This window comes from Streptomyces sp. rh34 (genome assembly GCF_002551245.1).
Taxonomy (GTDB): domain Bacteria; phylum Actinomycetota; class Actinomycetes; order Streptomycetales; family Streptomycetaceae; genus Streptomyces.
The window spans coordinates 1-18,872 of sequence record NZ_NTGZ01000078.1 but is presented as its reverse complement, the minus strand read 5'-3'; the positions used below and the strand labels follow the sequence as shown (position 1 = coordinate 18,872).

At 72.0% G+C, this 18,872-nt stretch carries 18 protein-coding genes and 1 riboswitch; of the genes, 8 read left to right on the top strand and 10 right to left on the bottom strand.

All coding sequences use genetic code 11. The features are described from left to right. The first annotated feature begins 83 nt into the window (after positions 1 to 83). Positions 84 to 181, top strand: a riboswitch (glycine riboswitch). 193 nt (positions 182 to 374) lie between these two features. Next, positions 375 to 3,260, top strand: coding sequence for an aminomethyl-transferring glycine dehydrogenase (gcvP, locus tag CR470_RS16755; protein WP_097868397.1), 2,886 nt, complete (start codon positions 375 to 377; stop codon positions 3,258 to 3,260). A gap of 103 nt (positions 3,261 to 3,363) precedes the next feature. Here the strand turns inward: gcvP and CR470_RS16750 are convergent, their stop codons facing one another. Both CR470_RS16750 and CR470_RS16745 read right to left on the bottom strand, forming a co-directional pair. Beyond that, positions 3,364 to 3,570, bottom strand: coding sequence for a DUF5999 family protein (locus CR470_RS16750; RefSeq protein WP_007452228.1), 207 nt, complete (start codon positions 3,568 to 3,570; stop codon positions 3,364 to 3,366). A 330-nt stretch (positions 3,571 to 3,900) separates the two neighbouring features. Next, positions 3,901 to 4,485: a hypothetical protein gene (locus tag CR470_RS16745; protein WP_097868396.1), complete on the bottom strand. Its 585-nt coding sequence runs from the start codon at positions 4,483 to 4,485 to the stop codon at positions 3,901 to 3,903. Between the two features lie 484 nt (positions 4,486 to 4,969). Here CR470_RS16745 and CR470_RS16740 point away from each other — a divergent pair, with 484 nt between their 5' ends. Further along, a complete protein-coding gene (locus tag CR470_RS16740; protein WP_097868395.1) occupies positions 4,970 to 6,475 on the top strand; it encodes a glutamate--cysteine ligase in 1,506 nt (501 codons plus the stop codon). A 101-nt stretch (positions 6,476 to 6,576) separates the two neighbouring features. Beyond that, positions 6,577 to 7,377 carry a CPBP family intramembrane glutamic endopeptidase gene (locus CR470_RS16735; protein ID WP_097868394.1) on the top strand — a complete coding sequence of 267 codons (801 nt, stop codon included), beginning with the start codon at positions 6,577 to 6,579 and terminating at the stop codon, positions 7,375 to 7,377. Positions 7,378 to 7,438: 61 nt separating this feature from the next. Here CR470_RS16735 and CR470_RS16730 read toward each other — a convergent pair whose 3' ends face one another. The 3 genes from CR470_RS16730 to CR470_RS16720 form a co-directional block, all read right to left on the bottom strand. After that, positions 7,439 to 8,260, bottom strand: coding sequence for a PhzF family phenazine biosynthesis protein (locus CR470_RS16730; RefSeq protein ID WP_097868393.1), 822 nt, complete (start codon positions 8,258 to 8,260; stop codon positions 7,439 to 7,441). A gap of 129 nt (positions 8,261 to 8,389) precedes the next feature. Continuing rightward, positions 8,390 to 9,655, bottom strand: coding sequence for an MFS transporter (locus tag CR470_RS16725; RefSeq protein ID WP_257138716.1), 1,266 nt, complete (start codon positions 9,653 to 9,655; stop codon positions 8,390 to 8,392). Positions 9,656 to 10,104: 449 nt separating this feature from the next. Continuing rightward, positions 10,105 to 10,500 (bottom strand): RidA family protein, encoded by a 396-nt coding sequence (locus CR470_RS16720; RefSeq protein WP_097868406.1) that lies wholly within the window; start codon positions 10,498 to 10,500, stop codon positions 10,105 to 10,107. A 135-nt stretch (positions 10,501 to 10,635) separates the two neighbouring features. Here CR470_RS16720 and CR470_RS16715 point away from each other — a divergent pair, with 135 nt between their 5' ends. Next, complete coding sequence (locus CR470_RS16715; protein ID WP_097868391.1) at positions 10,636 to 11,637, top strand: helix-turn-helix transcriptional regulator; 1,002 nt, start codon at positions 10,636 to 10,638, stop codon at positions 11,635 to 11,637. A gap of 162 nt (positions 11,638 to 11,799) precedes the next feature. Here the strand turns inward: CR470_RS16715 and CR470_RS16710 are convergent, their stop codons facing one another. From CR470_RS16710 to CR470_RS16695, 4 genes are all read right to left on the bottom strand, one after another. Then, positions 11,800 to 12,231 (bottom strand): RNHCP domain-containing protein, encoded by a 432-nt coding sequence (locus CR470_RS16710; protein WP_097868390.1) that lies wholly within the window; start codon positions 12,229 to 12,231, stop codon positions 11,800 to 11,802. Positions 12,232 to 12,257: 26 nt separating this feature from the next. Then, complete coding sequence (locus CR470_RS16705) at positions 12,258 to 12,638, bottom strand: RNHCP domain-containing protein (protein ID WP_097868389.1); 381 nt, start codon at positions 12,636 to 12,638, stop codon at positions 12,258 to 12,260. 428 nt (positions 12,639 to 13,066) lie between these two features. Continuing rightward, the gene (locus tag CR470_RS16700) at positions 13,067 to 13,498 is read right to left on the bottom strand and encodes a type II toxin-antitoxin system Rv0910 family toxin (RefSeq protein WP_097868388.1); all 432 of its coding nucleotides are present in this window, start codon (positions 13,496 to 13,498) and stop codon (positions 13,067 to 13,069) included. A 79-nt stretch (positions 13,499 to 13,577) separates the two neighbouring features. Next, a complete protein-coding gene (locus CR470_RS16695; RefSeq protein WP_097868387.1) occupies positions 13,578 to 13,772 on the bottom strand; it encodes a hypothetical protein in 195 nt (64 codons plus the stop codon). Positions 13,773 to 14,016: 244 nt separating this feature from the next. On the opposite strand from CR470_RS16695, the gene CR470_RS16690 reads away from it, so the two are divergent. The 3 genes from CR470_RS16690 to CR470_RS16680 all read left to right on the top strand — a co-directional run bounded on the left by CR470_RS16690 (position 14,017) and on the right by CR470_RS16680 (position 16,816). After that, on the top strand, positions 14,017 to 14,559 hold the full coding sequence (locus CR470_RS16690; RefSeq protein WP_179892274.1) for a Clp protease N-terminal domain-containing protein: 543 nt from the start codon (positions 14,017 to 14,019) through the stop codon (positions 14,557 to 14,559). A gap of 109 nt (positions 14,560 to 14,668) precedes the next feature. Continuing rightward, a complete protein-coding gene (locus CR470_RS16685) occupies positions 14,669 to 15,700 on the top strand; it encodes an EamA family transporter (RefSeq protein ID WP_097868386.1) in 1,032 nt (343 codons plus the stop codon). A 159-nt stretch (positions 15,701 to 15,859) separates the two neighbouring features. After that, entirely contained in the window at positions 15,860 to 16,816 is a 957-nt protein-coding gene (locus CR470_RS16680) for a DMT family transporter (RefSeq protein WP_097868385.1), read from the top strand. A gap of 57 nt (positions 16,817 to 16,873) precedes the next feature. Here the strand turns inward: CR470_RS16680 and CR470_RS16675 are convergent, their stop codons facing one another. Continuing rightward, the gene (locus CR470_RS16675) at positions 16,874 to 17,569 is read right to left on the bottom strand and encodes a pyridoxamine 5'-phosphate oxidase family protein (protein WP_097868384.1); all 696 of its coding nucleotides are present in this window, start codon (positions 17,567 to 17,569) and stop codon (positions 16,874 to 16,876) included. A 35-nt stretch (positions 17,570 to 17,604) separates the two neighbouring features. On the opposite strand from CR470_RS16675, the gene CR470_RS16670 reads away from it, so the two are divergent. Then, positions 17,605 to 18,872 (top strand): aminotransferase class I/II-fold pyridoxal phosphate-dependent enzyme (locus CR470_RS16670; RefSeq protein ID WP_097868404.1); only part of this gene is annotated, 1,268 nt, incomplete at its 3' end.

The following is an 18,872-nucleotide window of genomic DNA, read 5'->3' as shown; positions in this document are numbered from 1 at the left end:
CAGCACCACACAAGTGCAGATCCGTGGCGTCGGCCACTCGAGAAATCCGGCGCAATGGCCGCTGGTAGGCTGGCAGTGGCTGCTGACCCCGTGCGGGAGAGTCCTCCGGTGCAGAATCCGGAGGCGCCGAAGGAGCAACTCCTCCCCGGAATCTCTCAGGCCCCCGTACCGCACGGACGAGGTCACTCTGGAAAGCAGGGCGATTCCGTGCGGGCGCAGGCCCCGGCGGACTCGACCCTCACCGACGGTGAAAGTCGGCACGCCCCCGGGCGGGCCGGTGAAGCTCTCAGGTTGAGATGACAGAGGGGGAGGCCGTTCGGGCACCCACGCCGTGGTGCCCCTCGCAGGTCGTGACAGACCAGGAGGCCTCCACCATGACCCCCCGTCGCACTCCGCTCTCCCAGCTGGAGCAGGGCATTCCGTTCGAGCAGCGCCACATAGGGCCCGACGCCGGAGCCCAGGCGAAGATGCTCGCCCAGGTCGGCTACGGCTCCCTCGACGAGCTCACCGCCGCCGCGGTGCCCGACGTGATCAAGAGCGCGGAAGCCCTGAACCTTCCCTCGGCGCGCACCGAGGCGGAGGTCCTGGCCGAGCTGCGGTCGCTGGCCGACCGCAACGAGGTGCTGGCCCCGATGATCGGCCTCGGCTACTACGGCACCTTCACGCCGCCCGTCATCCTGCGTAACGTCATGGAGAATCCCGCCTGGTACACGGCCTACACGCCGTACCAGCCGGAGATCTCCCAGGGCCGGCTCGAAGCGCTCCTGAACTTCCAGACGATGGTCGCCGAGCTGACCGGGCTGCCCACCTCCGGCGCCTCGCTGCTCGACGAGGGCACCGCGGCCGCCGAGGCGATGGCCCTGGCCCGGCGTGTCGGCAAGGTCAAGAAGGGCGTCTTCCTGGTCGACGCCGACACCCTGCCGCAGACCGTCGCGGTGATCGAGACCCGCGCCGAGCCCGCGGGTGTCGAGGTCGTCGTCGCCGACCTGAGCGACGGCATCCCCGCCGAGATCGCCGAGCGCGGCGTCTTCGGCGTGCTGCTCCAGTACCCGGGCGCCTCCGGTGCCGTGCGCGTCATCGAGCCCGTCATCGAGCAGGCCCACGGGCTCGGCGCTATCGTCACCGTCGCCGCCGACCTGCTGGCCCTCACCCTGCTCACCTCGCCCGGCGCGCTCGGCGCGGACATCGCGGTCGGCACCACCCAGCGTTTCGGCGTCCCGATGGGCTTCGGCGGTCCGCACGCCGGCTTCATGGCGGTCCGTGAGAAGTTCGCCCGCTCCCTACCGGGCCGCCTCGTCGGCGTCTCCGTCGACGTGGACGGCAACAAGGCCTACCGGCTGGCCCTCCAGACCCGCGAGCAGCACATCCGCCGCGAGAAGGCCACCAGCAACATCTGCACCGCGCAGGTCCTGCTCGCCGTCATGGCCGGCATGTACGCGGTCTACCACGGCCCCGACGGGCTGCGGACGATCGCCCGGCGTACCCACCGCTTCGCCGCGATCCTGGCCGACGGACTGCGGAGCGCCGGGGCCGACGTCGTGCACGGCGCGTTCTTCGACACCCTGACCGTGCGCGTCTCCGGAAAGGCCGCGGCCGTCGTCGCGGACGCCCGGGAGCGCGGGGTCAACCTCCGCCTCGTCGACGCGGACCACGTCTCCGTCGCCTGCGACGAGACCACCACCCGTGCGCAGATCTCCGCCGTCTGGGCCGCCTTCGGCGCCGAGGGCGACATCGAGGCACTGGACGCGACGGTCGCCGACGCGCTGCCCGAGGAGCTCCTGCGCTCCGACGACATCCTGACCCACCCGGTCTTCCACCAGCACCGTTCCGAGACCGCGATGCTGCGCTACCTGCGCAAGCTCGCCGACCGCGACTACGCGCTGGACCGCGGCATGATCCCGCTCGGCTCCTGCACCATGAAGCTGAACGCGACCGCCGAGATGGAGTCGATCACCTGGCCCGAGTTCGGCGCGCTGCACCCCTTCGCTCCGGCCGAGCAGGCGCAGGGCTTCCTCACCCTCATCCGTGAGCTGGAGGAGCGGCTCGCCGAGGTCACCGGCTACGACGCGGTGTCCATCCAGCCCAACGCAGGTTCCCAGGGCGAGTTCGCGGGTCTGCTGGCCGTCCGCGCGTACCACCGGGCCAACGGCGACGACCAGCGCACCGTCTGCCTCATCCCGTCCTCCGCGCACGGCACCAACGCCGCCAGCGCCGTCATGGCGGGCATGAAGGTCGTCGTGGTGAAGACCGCCGACGACGGCGAGGTCGACATCGCGGACCTGCGCGCCAAGATCGAGCAGTACCGCGACGAGCTGGCCGTGCTCATGATCACCTACCCGTCCACGCACGGGGTGTTCGAGGAGCACGTCGCCGACATCTGCGGCGAGGTGCACGACGCGGGCGGCCAGGTCTACGTCGACGGCGCCAACCTCAACGCGCTGGTCGGGCTTGCCAAGCCCGGCAAGTTCGGTGGCGACGTCTCGCACCTGAACCTGCACAAGACCTTCTGCATCCCGCACGGCGGCGGTGGCCCCGGCGTCGGCCCGGTCGGAGTCCGCGCGCACCTCGCCCCGTACCTCCCCAACCACCCCCTCCAGCCCGCCGCGGGCCCGGAGACCGGGGTGGGCCCGATCTCGGCCGCCCCGTGGGGCTCGGCGGGCATCCTGCCGATCTCGTGGGCGTACGTCCGTCTGATGGGCGGCGAGGGCCTCAAGCGGGCCACGCAGGTCGCCGTGCTGGCCGCGAACTACATCGCCAAGCGCCTGGAGCCGCACTTCCCGATCCTCTACAACGGCCCGGCCGGCCTGGTCGCGCACGAGTGCATCGTGGACCTGCGTCCGATCTCCAAGGCGACCGGCGTCTCCATCGACGATGTGGCCAAGCGCCTGATCGACTACGGCTTCCACTCGCCGACCATGTCGTTCCCGGTGGCCGGCACGCTGATGATCGAGCCGACGGAGAGCGAGGACCTCGCGGAGCTCGACCGGTTCTGCGACACCATGATCGCGATCCGGGCCGAGATCGAGAAGGTCGCGACGCGGGAGTGGAGCGAGGACGACAACCCGCTGTCCAACGCCCCGCACACCGCGGCCGCGCTCGGCGGCGACTGGGAGCACGGTTACAGCCGCGAGGAGGCCGTCTTCCCGGCCGGTGTGTCCGCCGCGGACAAGTACTGGCCGCCGGTGCGTCGCATCGACGGGGCCTTCGGCGACCGGAACCTGGTCTGCTCCTGCCCCCCGCTGGACGCGTACGACGACTGAAGCCGCCTGTCGTAGGGCGTGTGCCGTGAGCGGCGCACGCCGGACATGCGTCGGGGCCGGTGCGGAGATCTCTCCGGGCCGGCCCCTGTTCGTTGGACCGTCCTCAGGCGGCCTTCACCACACGGCCGGCTGCCAGTGGCCGGTGCGGGGCGATGATCTGCCCGTCGGGCAGCAGTTCGCCGGTGTCCTCGAAGAGCAGGACGCCGTTGCACAGGAGGCTCCAACCCTGTTCGGGGTGGTGGGCCGTCAGGCGGGCGGCCTCCCGGTCGGGTGAGTCGGCGGTGGGGCAGGGTGGCTGGTGCTGGCACATGGATGGGTTCTTTCGCTGCGTCGAGTCGAGTGTCCTGCGGCTGGATGAGATGTTCATGGCCGCCCCCGTATCAGTCGGTCCGGTCCCAGTGTTGCCCTACGGGGAAGATTCCGCAGGTATTTCGCCGCAGCACCCGTACTCCTCTCATGACGCGTCACCCGCGCGGACGGTTCACCGCAACTGCACTGTCCCTTTGGGTGGTTCGGGGTGGCCGGATGGGGCTAGTCCGAGTGGGCAGCACACCGCCCCCGCAGTGACCCCTGCCCCGCCCGGTGTTCGGGCGGGGCAGGCCGGGGTCGCTACGGGGGCGGTGTGCCGGGGCGATGCCGGTCACGCCGAGCTGAGGAGCGGGCCGGGGGCCACGCGCAGCGAGATGACGGGCAGCAGGTCGGCGACCCGGTGGGGGCGGTGGGCGGCGATGCCCGGCGGGGCCGGCGCCAGGGGCACCAGGACGTCCGTCGGTGCGAGCACCCCGGCGGCGGGATCGGCGTCGGGGTCGCCGTGCAGCCAGAGGGTGAGCATGTACAGCTCCGGGATGGACAGCAGCCGCGCCTGGCAGGCAGTGGCCGACGCTTCCGCCTGCCGGACGGCCAGCTCGGTCGAGGCGAGGTAGGGCCCCTCGAAGAAGTGCGAGAACGTCCAGCCGTCGGGGGTGAGCACGGTGTCCGCCGCGGCGACCGCGCGGCCCTCGCTCCGGATCAGGAAACGCCAGGCCGCGAGGCGTGTCAGGGGTGCTGTCCTGGCGGGCGCGATCCGGTCCAGCACATGCACGGGAAGCGGTAGTTCGGGGCTCAGTGGTCCCTGGACGGACCGGAGAGCGGATGTGCGGGCCTCGCGGACGGCGGTGGGAGAACCGAGGGCCGCGAGAACACTGCGCAGGGCGGGCGCGGGAGCCGGGGAAACATGCAGCGGCATAGTGGGTCGCCTCTCACTTCGGAGACACGGTGACGCTTGGGCGGGTGCAGACGGCGCTGTCGGCATGTGGGCCGGAGACGGCCGGTGACGGGCGAGTCGTATCAACTCTCTGCCTCGTTGAGCGGAGTTTATATGACGCGTGTTCACACAGTGTTTCCACTAGCGGTCGGAGATATGTCGTGCAAGGCGTCATCCGGCCTTCGAATTGTGGTATTCCTGGTGATTTGACCTGCCGTCGACGACCTCGACCTGGCGTCCTTCCGGCGGAGCGGTCGGCCGAAACTCGTCGGTGTTTCCACCACGCATAATCCAGCCGAAAATGTCGGGAACCACATGCCTCCGGAATGTGCCCCCGGTCTCCTTCCCTCAGACTATCGGGTATCGGAGGCCCGTGGGGGCGTTACGGATCACTCCCGCTGGGCATTATCGATCGTGATGCGAGCGGCCTGGGCCGCGGGCCGCCCACTGGAGGAGGGACCCCTCGATGGGGGAGAAGGTCGTGGCGGAAGCCGTTGACCTGTCCGATCGACAGGCGTACCGCACCAAGCTCAACCAGTGCCTGGAAGGGCTGGGCAGACTCCTGGCGGAGCGGAGGTTCGACCGTCCGAGGAACCTGATGGGCCTGGAGATCGAGCTGAATCTCGCGGGTTCCGACGGGATGCCCCGGATGATGAATCAGCAGGTGCTCCAGCGCATCGCGAGCCGGGATTTCCAGACCGAACTGGGGATGTTCAATCTCGAAGTGAATATCGTCCCGCACCGCCTCGGCGGCCGGGTATTCGATCAGCTCTCGGAGGAGTTGCGGACCGGCCTGGCCTATGCACACCGCAAGGCGGGGGAGGTCGACGCGGGGATTGTGATGATCGGAATCCTGCCCACCCTGGGGGAGCACGACGTGGTCTCCGCGAATCTTTCGGACGTGGACCGTTACACCCTGCTCAACGATCAAATGGCGGCCGCCCGGGGGGAGGATTTCGTCCTGGATATCGAAGGCGTCGAGCGATTGGTCTGCACCTCGCCCTCGATCGCCCCGGAATCGGCCTGCACCTCGGTGCAGCTGCATCTCCAGGTGACGCCGGCCCGGTTCGCCGACGTGTGGAACGCGGCCCAGGCGATCACCGGCGTCCAGATCGCGCTGGGCGCCAACGCCCCCTTCCTCTTCGGTAAGGAGCTGTGGCGGGAGTCCCGGCCGCCCCTGTTCCAGCAGGCCACCGACGTACGGCCGCCGGAGCTGGCGAACCAGGGCGTGCGCCCCAGGACCTGGTTCGGGGAGCGGTGGATCGGCTCCGCCCACGAGCTCTTCGAGGAGAACCTGCGGTACTTCCCGCCGCTGCTGCCGATCTGCGACGACGAGGACCCCCTGAAGGTGCTGGACGAGGGCGGGGTACCCGAGCTGGCCGAGCTGGTGCTGCACAACGGCACCGTCTACCGCTGGAACCGTCCGGTGTACGGGATCGCCGACGGCGTCCCGCATCTGCGGGTGGAGAACCGGGTGCTGCCCGCCGGGCCGACGGTCACCGACGTGATCGCCAACGCCGCGTTCTACTACGGGCTGGTGCGGGCGCTCGCCGAGGAGTCCCGGCCGGTGTGGAGCAGGCTGCCGTTCGAGGCCGCCGAGGAGAACTTCACCGAGGCCTGCAAGTACGGCATCGAGGCCGAGCTGCTCTGGCCGCGGCCGGGTCGCTCCGGCGGGCTGGCCATGATTCCCGCCGTACAGCTGGTGCTGGAGGAACTGCTGCCGCTGGCCGCCGCGGGTCTGGACGCCTGGCACATCGAGCCCGCGGACCGGGACCGCTATCTCGGGGTGATCGAGGAGCGCTGCAAGCGGCGCGTCAACGGAGCCTCCTGGCAGGTGGCCACGTACCGCCGGGCACTGGACGCCGGGCTGGGGCGGGACGCGGCGCTCGCGGCCACCACCCGCCGCTATGCCGAACTGATGCACGCGGGGGAGCCGGTCCACACCTGGCCGGTGGGCTTCCCGGCGCCCTGAGGGCCGCCGCCGCGCCGGGGCTCGGGTGGGTCCCGGCGTCCTTCCGCCGCGAGGCCGTCGGGCAAGCTGTGACGTCCCATGTCGCAGAACAAGAGGCAGGTGTGCAGGTGGAGGCCGGGCGCGTGGCTGATGCTTTTCCCCAAGAGGCCGTGTCACGAAGGATCTCGCGGTCCGAGGTGGTGCTGGTCCTGGCGCTCTCGCTGGGCGCCAGCGGGGTGTCCGCCCTCATCAGTTTTGTCGGATCACTGACGAAACCAGGAGGTTTGAAGGACCAGGCGGCGACGCTCAACGGCTCGTACGCTCCGGGTCGTCCATGGCTTGATCTGGCGTGGCAGCTGTTCGGTATCGCAACGGCTCTGGTGCCGGTCGCGCTGGTCGCGCACCTGCTGATCCGGGAAGGAGCGGGGTTGCGGGCCATCGGGTTCGACCGCGCGAAACCCTGGTTCGACCTCGGCCGGGGAACCCTGGTCGCGGCCGGCATCGGCAGCGTCGGCCTCGCCTTCTACCTGGTGGCACGGGCCAGCGGATTCAACCTGACGGTCGTTCCCGAGTCCCTGCCCGAGGTCTGGTGGAAATTCCCCGTACTGATCCTCTCGGCGATCCAGAACTCCGTGGTGGAGGAGGTCATCGTCGTCGGGTATCTGCTGCGCAGGCTCGGGCAGTTGGGCTGGACGCCGATGGCCGCGCTGGTGGCGAGCTCCGTGCTGCGCGGGTCGTACCACCTGTATCAGGGGATCGGCGGCTTCATCGGCAACGTGGTGATGGGCGTCGTCTTCGTGCTGCTCTACCGGCGTTGGGGCCGGGTGGGTCCGCTGGTCGTCGCGCACGCGCTCCTGGACATCGGCGCCTTCGTCGGATACGCCCTGCTCGCGGGCCGGGTCGACTGGCTGCCGACGCCCTGAGCACGGCGCTGTCCGGGCCGCGAAAGGGGTGCGCCGGAGGTTCGGCGCACCCCGACGGCCGTCAGAGCGTGGTGAGCAGTTCGCCGTCGATCACCGTGACCGCTGTGCCGGTCAGCAGGGTGCGCTCGCCGCGCAGCGCGGTGCGGACCACGCCCGAGCGGGCGGACGCCTGGAGGCCGGTGAGGTCGTCGCGGCCGAGGCGGGCCGACCAGAAGGGGGCCAGCGCGGTGTGGGCGCTGCCGGTGACCGGGTCCTCGTCGATGCCGACGCCCGGGAAGAAGCCGCGCGAGACGTAGTCGTAGCCCCGGGCGGGGTCCTCCGCGGCGGCGGTGGCGATGACACCGCGCCGGGAGTGGGCCACCAGCGCGGCGAAGTCCGGGGCGAGCGCCCGTACGGCCACCTCGTCGCGGAGCTCGACGAGCAGGTCGCCGATGTGCTCCCCGGTGTCGTGCACCGAGACGGGGTCCGCCCCGAGGGCGTCGGCGAGGCCGTACGGCACCGGCTCCTCGGTCAGCGGGGAGGTGGGGAAGTCGAGGGTGAGAGTGCCGTCCTGCCGGGCGGTCGCGCTCAGGATTCCGCAGCGCGTGGCGAAGCGCACCGGGCCCGTGGCGAGGCCCGTGGTGTGCAGGACGTGGGCGGTGGCGAGCGTCGCGTGCCCGCACATGTCCACCTCGGTGGCCGGGGTGAACCAGCGCAGCGCCCAGTCGGCCGTGCCGCCCGGCGGCAGCGGGTGGGCGAAGGCCGTCTCGGAGAGGTTGACCTCGGCGGCGATCTCCGAGAGACGTTCGGCGGCGGGGAACGTCCCGCCGTCGAGCAGGAGCACGCCGGCGGGGTTTCCGGAGAAGGGGCGGTCGGTGAACGCGTCGACGATGCGAATCCTCATGGGGCGACCGTAGATCCCCGGGGCGGAGACGGACCAAGGCCAATTCCGGGTGTCTGGCCCCTGCCCGTCGTTCCGCAGCGGGATCACCCTTCAGCGGTACGCCCCGGCCCGACGCCGCCGGGGCGTGCCTCACGTCTGCGGGGCCGGAAGCACCCGGCCCAGGCGTGCGAGCGGGGACGCGGCCATCAGGGCCGGCGACAGCATCATGCCGGCGGCCGTCACCAGGAGGCCGGTGCGCAGGCCCCACTCCTGGGCGAGGAGGCCGCCGAGCAGTGAGCCGAGCGGGGTGAACCCCATGCCGACGAAGGTGATCGTCGCGGCCGCACGCCCCTGCATCCCGTCCGGTGTGACGGCCTGCCGCACCGACATCACCGTGACGTTCACCAGCTGGCTGAACGTCCCGAACACGAGGTTGGCGGCGAGGAGCGCGAGGACCGTCGCGGCCGAGGAGCCGTGCAGGGCCGGTACGCACAGCAGCGCCCCGTTGCCGGGCACCGCCGCGGACACGAGCACCACGCCGTGTCCGAACCGGCCCGGAAGCCGTGCGGCCAGCACCGAGCCCAGGAGCGCGCCCGGACCGGTCGCCGCGAGGGCGAGGCCGACGGTGGCGCCCGTCAGGTGCAGTTCGCGCGGGAGGAAGAGCAGATAGACGGTCATCGTGGCCGCGAAGGAGAGCTGGAAGGCGGCAGAGGCGAGGCACACGGCCCGCAGCCAGGCGTTTGTGGCGACGAAGCGAAGGCCTTCCAGGATCCGGCGCCGGACCGGGACGGCGCGCTCCGGGCGCTCCGCAACCGGTGCGACGCACTCGGGTACGGCTTCGGGGCGGCGGATCCGCCTCAGGGACACGAACGACACCGCGAAGAACAGCGCGCCGGCGGCCGCGGCGACCGGCGCCGACAGCAGCGACACCAACGCGCCACCGAGCGCGGGGCCGCCGATCTGGGCAGCGGACCGGCTGCCTTCCAACGCACTGTTCCCCCGCACGAGTTGATCGCGCCGTACCATCCGTACGAGGGACGCCTGGTACGCCACGTCGAAGAGGACCGACAGCGCTCCTACGGTGAACGCGACCACGAACAGCGCGGGCAGGCCGAGCAGTCCGAGGAGCCCGGCCGCGGCCGCCGCGCCCAGAGCCACGGCGCGGGCGGCGTCGGTGAGCACCATGACCGTGCGGGCCCGCCACCGGTCCACCCACGCACCCGCGAGGAGTGAGAGCAGCAGGATCGGCGCCTGCCCCACGGCGCGGAGGACGCCCAACTGGCCCGCGCCCGCGTCGAGCGTCAGGACGGCGAAGAGCGGCAGTACGACGAGCGTCGTGTGTTCGCCGAGCTGGGAGGCCGTCTGACCCGCCCAGAGCCTGCGGAAGTCGGCGTCCCGCCACAGACCTGGCGGCACCGTCCCGCCGGAATCGGGTACGCCGGAGGAAGGGGTGGGGGAGGAGAGGGACTGCACAGGAACCTCTGGGGTCGCCGGGCACGAGACCCGCGGCCCGGCGCGCGAAAGCGCACCCGGGCATCGGGCGGGAAAGGGCTCGCTGTGCCGCGACCTCAAGGGGCAGCACGCGATGACGGGCCGGTCCGGCTACGACGTCAGCGCGCGCTCGGACGACCGGGCATGTCTCTCCGCTCCTGGTTGGATCCTTCGTCGCGCGGAACGCTAGCGCCCGGCGCGCGGGGGCGAAAGGCAATAACAGGAGAACAAGGCCGCCCGGAGCCGGTCTCACCCGGGGTGCGACCGGGCGGTGCTCCTCGGCGTCCGTGACGCGAAGCACCGTAAATCGGCGCACCGCCCGTACCCCTCCCGCCGGTTCGGCCGACGGGAACGGCACGGGCTGCGCGACCGCGTCACGCTACGGCGGTACCCTCGAGCTCGACCAGCTGGCCGGGGACCGCCAGCCGCGTCACCCCGACCATGGTGCTGGCCGGCGCCACCCCGGCCGCGCCCAACCGCCCCGCCAGCGCGCCGTAGTGCTGGAGGAGCAGATCGACGTCGGTCGTGTAGACGTTGAGGCGGACGAGGTTCGCGAGAGACATGCCCGCCTCGCTCAGCACGGCCTCCAGATTGTCGACGCTCAGGGTCAACTGCGCCGCCATGTCCCCGTCGTGCTGGGGCTTGCCGTCGTCGCTCATCGCCGTCTGCCCCGAGATGTACAGGGTCCGGGTCTGCCCGGAAACGACTTCACCCTGGTTGAACCCCAGGTCCTCCGACCACGTCACGGGGTTGACGGCCGTTCGTTCCAGCTCCACTTCGGCTCCATTCGATTCAGGGGAGTACGGAGGTCCGGCGGCTCGGCAGTCGCCGGATTCGACCTCGTACGGGGGAGCCTCCCAACAAATGACGACACCCTTGGTCATGTATTTCGCTACCGTTCCCGCATGCGCGCCGACCGGCTGGTCTCCTTGGTACTGCTGTTGCGCCAGCGCGGCCGACTGACCGCCGACACGCTGGCCCGCGAGCTGGAGGTGTCCACCCGCACCGTGCTGCGCGACATCGAGGCGCTGTCCGCGGCCGGTGTCCCGGTCTACGCCGAACGCGGCCGGCACGGCGGGTTCGCCCTGCTGCCCGGTTTCCGGACGGAGCTCACCGGGCTGAACCACGACGAGACCCTCGCCCTGCTGGCCGCCGGATCGGGGCGCGGAGAGCAGGTGTTCGGGCTCGGACCGGCGCTCGCCTCGGCCATGCGAAAAGTGGTCGACGCGCTGCCCGAGAGCCATCAGGCCGCCGCGAGCGACGCGGCCCAGCGGTTTCTCGTCGACCCGGAGACCGATCTGCTCTCACGCCGGCCGGTCGCCGACCGGGTATCGGGCGCCACCATGATCGAGGTCCGCCGCGCCGTGCTCTCCGGCCGCAAGCTGCGCATCCACTACGCGGCGACGGGCCAGGCGCCGCAGTGGCGCACGGTGGACCCGATCGGCCTGGTGACCGTACGGGACCGGGGCTATCTGCTGGCCACGAGAGCCGGCGCGGACCGCACCTACCGGCTGTCACGTGTGCTGGCCGCCGAGGAACTCCCCGAACCGGCCCAGCGGCCGAACCGGGTCGACCTGGACCGGATCTGGCGGGACCGTTCCGCGCGCTTCCTCTCCGGCGGCGACCACGTCACCGCGCTGGTACGGGTGAGCCCGGCGCGGCGGGAGGAACTGCTGGGCACCGTGCTGGCCGTCCGCGCGGAAGATCCCGACACGGACGGCTGGCCGCGGCTGGAGGTCACCTTCCAGGACGCACGGCACGCCGAATGGGCGCTGTGGCGGCTCGGCACGGATGCGGAGGCCCTGGCCCCGCAGTTCTTGCGCAGCGCCCTGCGCGACCGGGCCGCCACCCTCGCGGCCCGCTACGGAGCCCCGCCCCGGGAGCCGCTCCCGCCGGGTGGTCCCTGAAGTCCCGACGAGAGGGATCGCCCACCGATCAGCGGCCGCTGCGGCTCGGCGACCGAACGGACGAAGGCTTCGCGGCCGGGTCCAGGTTTACGATCGCGCCACGTACCTCTTCCCTCGCCATGGGGGCCACCCTGTGACACGGCATCGCGCATGACGGCCGGGTCATGGCGCGAGCCGCAAGCGCGAGGCGAGACCGGGCTCCCGCAGGGGTTTGAGCGCCAGGCGTACCAAGGCCAGTGCGTTGTCGTCACCGGCGATGCGGTTGGCGCTGAGCTCACCGCAGGACACGCACTGGTGGATGATCATCCACTCGCCGTCGGGCCTGACCGACATGCCCAGCGCTTCCATCCGGGCGTGGCAGTCCGCAGCCCGGTCGCCCGGCACCCGTCGGTCGACGTGCAGGCTGACCAGGCAGTTCGGGCAGTGATTGCGGTGTGTGGTGCCGGGCGCGTCCAGGGGCACGTCCAGCCGGCAGCCCGCGCACCGGAAATCGTTTCCCCGGTGCCCTCCCTGACGGTGCAGGACGTCCTTGTACCGCTGTGGCCGCCGTGCGGTCCGGGCGCGGCGGCCGGTGTTCTTCGCTCGTCTCGGCATGGCCGGTCCTCTCCCTTCCTTCCGGTTCAGAGGTCGCCGAACGCTTCGAGCGGAAAGGGGGGGTGCGCCAGCGGCCGTACGGCCAGCCGCATCAGGATGAGCTGGTTGTCATCCGCGAAGGCGGGGTTGGAGGTCAGCTTGTCGCAGCGCGCACAACGGTGAATGACCGCCCAGCCGCCCGTACGCGGCACGGCGACGGCGATCGGCGACATCCGGCCCCGACAGTCACCGGAGCCGCCCTCGACGGGGTCGAGAACGTGCTGGTACCGCAGGCACGACGGGCAGTGATTGCGCCGTGTGCCGTCGTCGCCGACGGCGGGCCCGGTCCGGCCGCACCACGCGCAGGAGAAATCGCTGTTCAGGGCGGTGCGTGGAGTGCTTGAGAGAGTTTCGTTGGTGCTGGACACCCGAGGTGCTCCTTGCTGGGAAGTCTGTGATGACAGCAAGAGCAGGCCGAGCGGCCTCGACGAAGACGCCCCCCCGTACGACGCGATACGCGTGCGGAGGCAGGGCTGATTCCGTGCACCGGAGAGTCACGTCCGGATGCCGTCCGAGAAGGAGGCGGGAGAGAGACGGACTTCTGGCTAGACGGTGCAGCGAGGCGCGCGCGGCGCGGGCCGAAACATAAAGATCTCTCTCTTCCGGGGCACGGAGGCCCAGAACGGTCCGAGGAACGCCGTCAGACTAACCACGGCTCCGTCGAGGGGGCCATGGGTTTATCGGGCACCGCTCCACTGCGCCCGCCCGGCCGGGCGGGCGGGAAAGCAGGCCGTGCTCGCACGGCCCAGCGGGGCGATTCGCCGAGGCCTCGCGCGTGCCGCGCGGGCGGGCGTGGTCAGGAGGTGACGAGCCCGCCGAGCTTGCGCAGTGACTCCTGGAGCGCCGCTGTCGCGGAGTCCTGGAGCTTGCCGCCCATCAGCGAGACCGCCGCGCCGGTGAACTCCCCGTCGATGCGCATCGACGTGGCGTCGCCCTCCGGGGTCAGGGAGTACCGCATGACCAGGTTGACCCCCATCGGGCCCTTGCCGCGGGTCGCCAGGAGGCGGCCCTCCTCCAGTCCGTCGACCGTCCAGGTCACCTCGGCCGGGAAGCCCATGAGCTTCATGTTCTCCTCATAGGTGGCCGCGAGCTCCAGTTCGGCCGGGCCGCCCCGGGGGAAGCTGGTGTGGGTGGCGTTCCACTCCCCGTACGACGAGAAGTCCGTCAGGCGGCCCCAGACCTTCTCGGCGGGTGCCTCCATGCGTGCCTCGGCGCTGACTTCAGCCATGCGACCACCCCTGGTTCGTCCGGTTCCGGTGTCGCGGAAGGTAGCGGGGGCCGCGCCAACATTCAATACTGATGAATCGTCAGGTCTGCTGGGGTTGCCTGTTCCGCCAGATCGCCGCGGCGTCGAACCTGTCCGAAGCGCGGGGGTGGGGGCCCTCGTCGTGGCAGTGGAAGGCCGTCCAGAAGAGATCGGCGGGCAGGGCGTCGTCGGGTGCGTACACACGGTAGACGTACTGCAGCCCGTCCTGGGCGAGCAGCGCGACCATCCAGAACACCCCTTCCTCCCCTCTCGCCCCCGCACCGTGTGTATGGCGTGAGGGACGTCCGCGCGGGGGCCTGCGGTTGCCCCGGGGGCGTGAGATGCAAGGCGGCGCGCGCTCCGGACCGTCATGATGGTGCCGTTCGGCACGATCTCATCCGCAAGGATGACGGACCGCTCCGGTCTCCCCAACTTCGGTGGGATGCTCAATGGGCCGCACCGGGGATGCTTTTCGGTCGCGGGACTGATGGGGTAGAGGTGTGCAAAACCGGACGCCGCGCCTGCCTGACCAGCCCGCACCGAACCACACCGAACTCGATGCCCGCTTCACCGTGGAACTGGCATCGGTGCTGACGGGTGCGCGCAGGCGTGCGCTGCGCGACGGTGACCGGCAGATCGACACCGCCCACCTCCTGCACTCGCTGATCGAGACCGACCCCGAAGTTCGCGAGGCCTTCGACGGCGGGCCCCACCTGGCCAGGGTGCTCGGCTATCTCGTCCAGCGCAGCATCGGCTACGGGCTCCGCTGGCAGGGCTCCGTCGAGGACTCCGGCGCCGTTTTGGTGGTGCGCGACCCGGCGGTCGACGGCTGGTCGCCCTCGGCCCTCGCCGCGATGGAGGGCGCGCTGTACCGTGCGGCGGCGCGCGGCGCGGCGCGCGCCGCCGGCCTCGATCTGCTCGCCGCACTGGCCGCCGACGCCGAGTGCCGTGCGGTGGAGGTGCTCGCCCGCGGGGGCGTGGACGCGCGGTGGCTGGCGGACCGGGTGGTTGTGCTCACGGCCGATGCGGCACGACACGGGTGAGCCGCCCCGTGACGGATGCGCGAGCCCCTTCCCATGGCCGCGGCCGGAGTGCCGTCTCGACAGGTGTCACGGGGATGACGGTCCTGACGACTGCTGCCATGATGTGCCGATGCAAGCGTCTTCGGGAGTTCAGGGCAGAAGTGCCGGGCTGGGCCTCGCGCTGGTCTCGGCCTTCGCGTTCGGCGGTTCGGGAGTGGCGGCCAAGCCGCTGATCGAGGCGGGTCTCGACCCGCTGCACGTGGTCTGGCTGCGCGTCGCGGGCGCCGCCGTGATCATGCTCCCGGTCGCCTGGCGCCACCGGAATCTCGTACGGGAACGCCCCGCGTTGCTGGCCGGGTTCGGCCTCTTCGCGGTGGCCGGGGTCCAGGCCTTCTACTTCGCCTCCATCTCCCGCATCCCGGTCGGTGTGGCGCTCCTGGTGGAATACCTGGCGCCCGCGCTGGTCCTCGGCTGGGTCCGCTTCGTCCAGCGCAGGCCCGTCACCCGGGCCGCCGCGGTCGGCGTGGTGCTGGCGGTGGGCGGTCTGGCGTGTGTCGTCGAGGTCTGGTCCGGGCTCAAGTTCGACCTGCTCGGCCTGGTGCTCGCCCTCGGCGCGGCCTGCTGCCAGGTCGGCTACTTCGTCCTCTCCGACCACGGCGGGCAGGACGGCCGGGACGGCGGGGGCAAGCACGCCGAGCCTCCGCACCCCGTCGGGGTGATCGCCTACGGACTGATCGTCGGCGCGGCCGTCCTCACCGTCGTCGCCCGCCCCTGGGGCATGGAATGGTCGCTGCTCGCCGGCAGCGCGGGCATGAACGGCGACGAGGTCCCCGCCTGGCTGCTGCTCGGCTGGATCGTGCTGCTCGCCACCGTGCTCGCGTACGTCACCGGGGTCGTCTCGGTCCGGCTGCTCTCGCCCCAGGTGGCCGGGGTCGTCGCCTGCCTCGAAGCGGTCATCGCGACCGGCCTGGCCTGGGTGCTGCTGGGCGAACACCTCTCCGCACCGCAGCTCATCGGCGGATTCACGGTCCTGACCGGCGCGTTCATCGCCCAGTCCGCCGCGCCGAAGCCCCCGTCGGGTCCCGTGGCCTCCGGAGCCGGCGCAGACCTGGCGGCCGCCCCCGTCGAGGGCGAGTTGTCAGGCGACCGGGCCCGGCATTAGTGTGCCGGCCATGCATCTGACTGTGCTGCCGCCGCCTGCCGCCTAGCGCGGGCGGCCACTCCTGACGAAGACCGGGCTCGGGCAGTCCCCGAGCGGTTCGTCGCTGCCCGCGTGCGGAACCGAGCGACCTACCACCCCGTCCTCCTCTGGAGAAGTCACATGTCCGTCCCCGCTGTTTCCGCGCTGCCCGTCGGGCGGAGCCTGCTGTATCTCATCATCGCCGGAGTCGCCTGGGGCACCGCCGGCGCGGCCGCGTCCCTGATCTTCCGGGTCAGCGATCTCGGCCCCCTCGCCCTGTCCTTCTGGCGCTGCGCGGGCGGTCTCCTCCTGCTCGCCGGCGCGCTCGCCCTGCGCCCCCGGCGGGCGCCCCGGAAGCCCGAGCCCCGGAGTCGCCGACTGCTCCGGTTCCTCGGAACCGGCATCGGTCTCACCCTGTTCCAGACCGCGTACTTCGCGGCGGTCGAGGTCACCGGCCTCGCCGTCGGCACCGTCGTCACGCTCGGCGCCGGGCCCGTCCTGATCGCCGTCGGGGCGCGGCTGCTGCTGGGCGAACGCCTCGGCCGGGGCGGTCTGGCCGCCGTGACCGGCGCGCTGACCGGGCTCGTCGTGCTGGTCCTGGGCGGCGAGGGCGGCGATGTCGTGCCGGCCGGGGTGCTGCTCGCGCTGCTGTCGGCCTCCGGGTACGCGGCCATCACCCTGCTCACCCGCCTGCTCGGGCGGGACGGCGGTGGCGGTGACGCCCTGACCACCAGCGCCTGGGCGTTCGGCATCGGAGCGGTGGGCCTGCTGCCCATGGCCATGGCCGAGGGGCTGGTGCCGCACACCGCCGAGGCGGGGCAGGTGCTGTGGCTGCTGGTCTATGTCGCGGCGGTCCCCACCGCGCTCGCCTACGCGCTGTACTTCGCCGGGGCGGCCGCCGTCCGCTCGGCCACCGTCTCCGTGATCATGCTCCTGGAGCCGGTGAGCGCGGCCGTCATCGCGGTGACGGTCCTGCGGGAGCGGCTGACGGCGGCCACGGTCCTCGGCACCCTGCTCCTGCTGACCGCCGTGGCCGGACTGGCCCTCGCGGAGGCGCGCGGCGCGGCGGCCCGCCGGAAGGAGGCCCTGGCGGTGTGACGGCCCTGCCCTGCGGGGCGGGGCCGGTCGCGGCGGCCGGGGCCGCCGCGACCTCCGTCAGAGCGCGGACAGGTAGTCCGGTACGCCGATGGCCGGATCCAGGTCGTCCGCGGGGACCGGCGCCGCGTAGCCCCGGGTGAGCGGCACGATGCCGGTCCAGTGGGGGAGGGCACTGTCCTCGGGCTCGTCGTTGGGCCCGCCGGTGCGGACCTTCGCGGACACTTCGTTCAGGTCCAGCCGGATCACCGCCGTCGCGGCGAGCTCCTTGGCGTCGGCCGGCCGGGAGTCGTGGGAGCGGCCGGGCACGACCTGGTCCACGATCGCGTCCAGGGCGAGCCGTCGCTCCTCGGGGTCGGTCACCGTCACGGCCGTGCCGTGCACCACCACCGAGCGGTAGTTCATCGAGTGGTGAAAGGCGGACCTGGCCAGCACGAGGGCGTCGACGTGGGTGACCGTCAGGCAGACCGGCAGTCCCGGGTCGGCGTTCCTCGCCGACCGCAGCGGTCGCGAGCCGGTCGAACCGTGGACGTACAGCCGCTCTCCTATCCGGCCGAAGAGGGTCGGCAGGACGACCGGGGCGCCGTCGCGCACGAAGCCCAGGTGGCAGAGGTAGGCCTCGTCGAGGATGGAGTGGACCAGCTCACGGTCGTAGGAGGCGCGCTCCTTGGCCCGGGCGGGCACCGTGCGGTCGGTGGGCAGATAGGGGGCGGCGACGCCGGAGCCCGTGCCGTCGGGCGTTGCGGTGTGCTGCATTGCTTACTCCATTGCACTAGTGCATACTGTTGTTTGTGCTAGGAGAGTATCGGATCAGTGGGCGGCGCGCATCGGAGATCGCCGCCAGTGTGGAGCGCGGTGTCGGCTCCGGAGACCTTCCGCCAGGTCAGGCGCTGCCCCCCATGCGGGAGTTGGCGGCGCGACTGGAGGTCAATCCCAACACCGTGGCCGCCGCCTACCGGACGCTGCGCGAGCGCGGCGTGATCGAGACGGCCGGGCGCCGAGGCAGTCGGGTGCGTCCGGCCCCGGCCAGCACGTCGCGCGGATCGTTGCGGATCGAAGCGCCCCCCGGCGTACGGGACCTCGGCGAGGGCAACCCCGATCCGGAGCTGCTGCCCGACCTCGGGCCCGCGCTCGCCGCGGCGGCCGCCGCCGACGCGGCGAGCCACGGTCTGTACGGGCAGGCCGCCGTGGTCGCGGAGTTCGCCGCGTACGCCCGCGCGATGCTGGATGCCGACGGGGTTCCCGCCGGGCCGGTCGCCGTGACGTCCGGAGCCCTGGACGCGATCGAGCGGGTTCTCGCGGCGCACCTCAGGCCGGGCGACGCGGTGGCGGTGGAGGACCCCGGCTGGGGCAGTGTGCTCGACCTCGTACCGGCGCTCGGGCTGCGCGCCGTGCCGGTCGGCGTGGACGACTCCGGTCCGCTGCCCGGGGATGTGGAGCGGGCGCTGCGGGCCGGGGCGCGGGCCCTCGTCGTCACCGACCGGGCGCAGAACCCGACCGGCGCGTGCCTGGACGCGCCGCGCGCCCGGGAGCTGCGCGCGGTCCTCGGGCGCCACCCGGGCGTGCTGCTGATCGAGGACGACCACGGGCACGCCATCGTCGACCTGCCGCTGCACCCGCTGGCCGGGGTGACGGCCCACTGGGCGTTCATCCGGTCGGCGGCCAAGGCGTACGGCCCCGACCTGCGGGTCGCCACGCTCACCGGGGACGCCGTCACGGTCGACCGGGTGGCGGGGCGGCAGCGGCTCGGGCCCGGCTGGGTCAGCCGGCTGCTCCAGCGCGCCCTGCTCCATCTGTGGACCTCGGGCGCCATCGACACCCGTGCGGTGTCCCGGTCCTACGGTGACCGCCGGGACGCGCTCGTCCACGCCCTCGCGGAGCGTGGCGTGGTGGCCCGAGGCCGCAGCGGAATGAATGTGTGGGTGCCCGTGAGCGACGAGACCGGGGCGGTCGCCCGGCTGCTCCACGCGGGCTGGGCCGCGGCCCCGGGGGCCCGCTTCCGGCTGGACACGCCCCAGGGGGTGCGGCTCACCGTCTCCCCGCTGACCGCGGCGGACAT

What these genes read in the sequence shown, in the direction of transcription:
- CR470_RS16700 (WP_097868388.1), bottom strand. Translation starts at nt 13,498, where the DNA reads ATGGCTGAAGTCAGCGCCGAGGCACGCATGGAGGCACCCGCCGAGAAG.
- CR470_RS16710 (WP_097868390.1), bottom strand. Translation starts at nt 12,231, where the DNA reads ATGCCGAGACGAGCGAAGAACACCGGCCGCCGCGCCCGGACCGCACGG.
- CR470_RS16685 (WP_097868386.1), top strand. Translation starts at nt 14,669, where the DNA reads ATGCAAGCGTCTTCGGGAGTTCAGGGCAGAAGTGCCGGGCTGGGCCTC.
- CR470_RS16680 (WP_097868385.1), top strand. Translation starts at nt 15,860, where the DNA reads ATGTCCGTCCCCGCTGTTTCCGCGCTGCCCGTCGGGCGGAGCCTGCTG.
- CR470_RS16745 (WP_097868396.1), bottom strand. Translation starts at nt 4,485, where the DNA reads ATGCCGCTGCATGTTTCCCCGGCTCCCGCGCCCGCCCTGCGCAGTGTT.
- CR470_RS16715 (WP_097868391.1), top strand. Translation starts at nt 10,636, where the DNA reads ATGCGCGCCGACCGGCTGGTCTCCTTGGTACTGCTGTTGCGCCAGCGC.
- CR470_RS16740 (WP_097868395.1), top strand. Translation starts at nt 4,970, where the DNA reads ATGGGGGAGAAGGTCGTGGCGGAAGCCGTTGACCTGTCCGATCGACAG.
- gcvP (WP_097868397.1), top strand. Translation starts at nt 375, where the DNA reads ATGACCCCCCGTCGCACTCCGCTCTCCCAGCTGGAGCAGGGCATTCCG.
- CR470_RS16675 (WP_097868384.1), bottom strand. Translation starts at nt 17,569, where the DNA reads ATGCAGCACACCGCAACGCCCGACGGCACGGGCTCCGGCGTCGCCGCC.
- CR470_RS16750 (WP_007452228.1), bottom strand. Translation starts at nt 3,570, where the DNA reads ATGTGCCAGCACCAGCCACCCTGCCCCACCGCCGACTCACCCGACCGG.
- CR470_RS16730 (WP_097868393.1), bottom strand. Translation starts at nt 8,260, where the DNA reads ATGAGGATTCGCATCGTCGACGCGTTCACCGACCGCCCCTTCTCCGGA.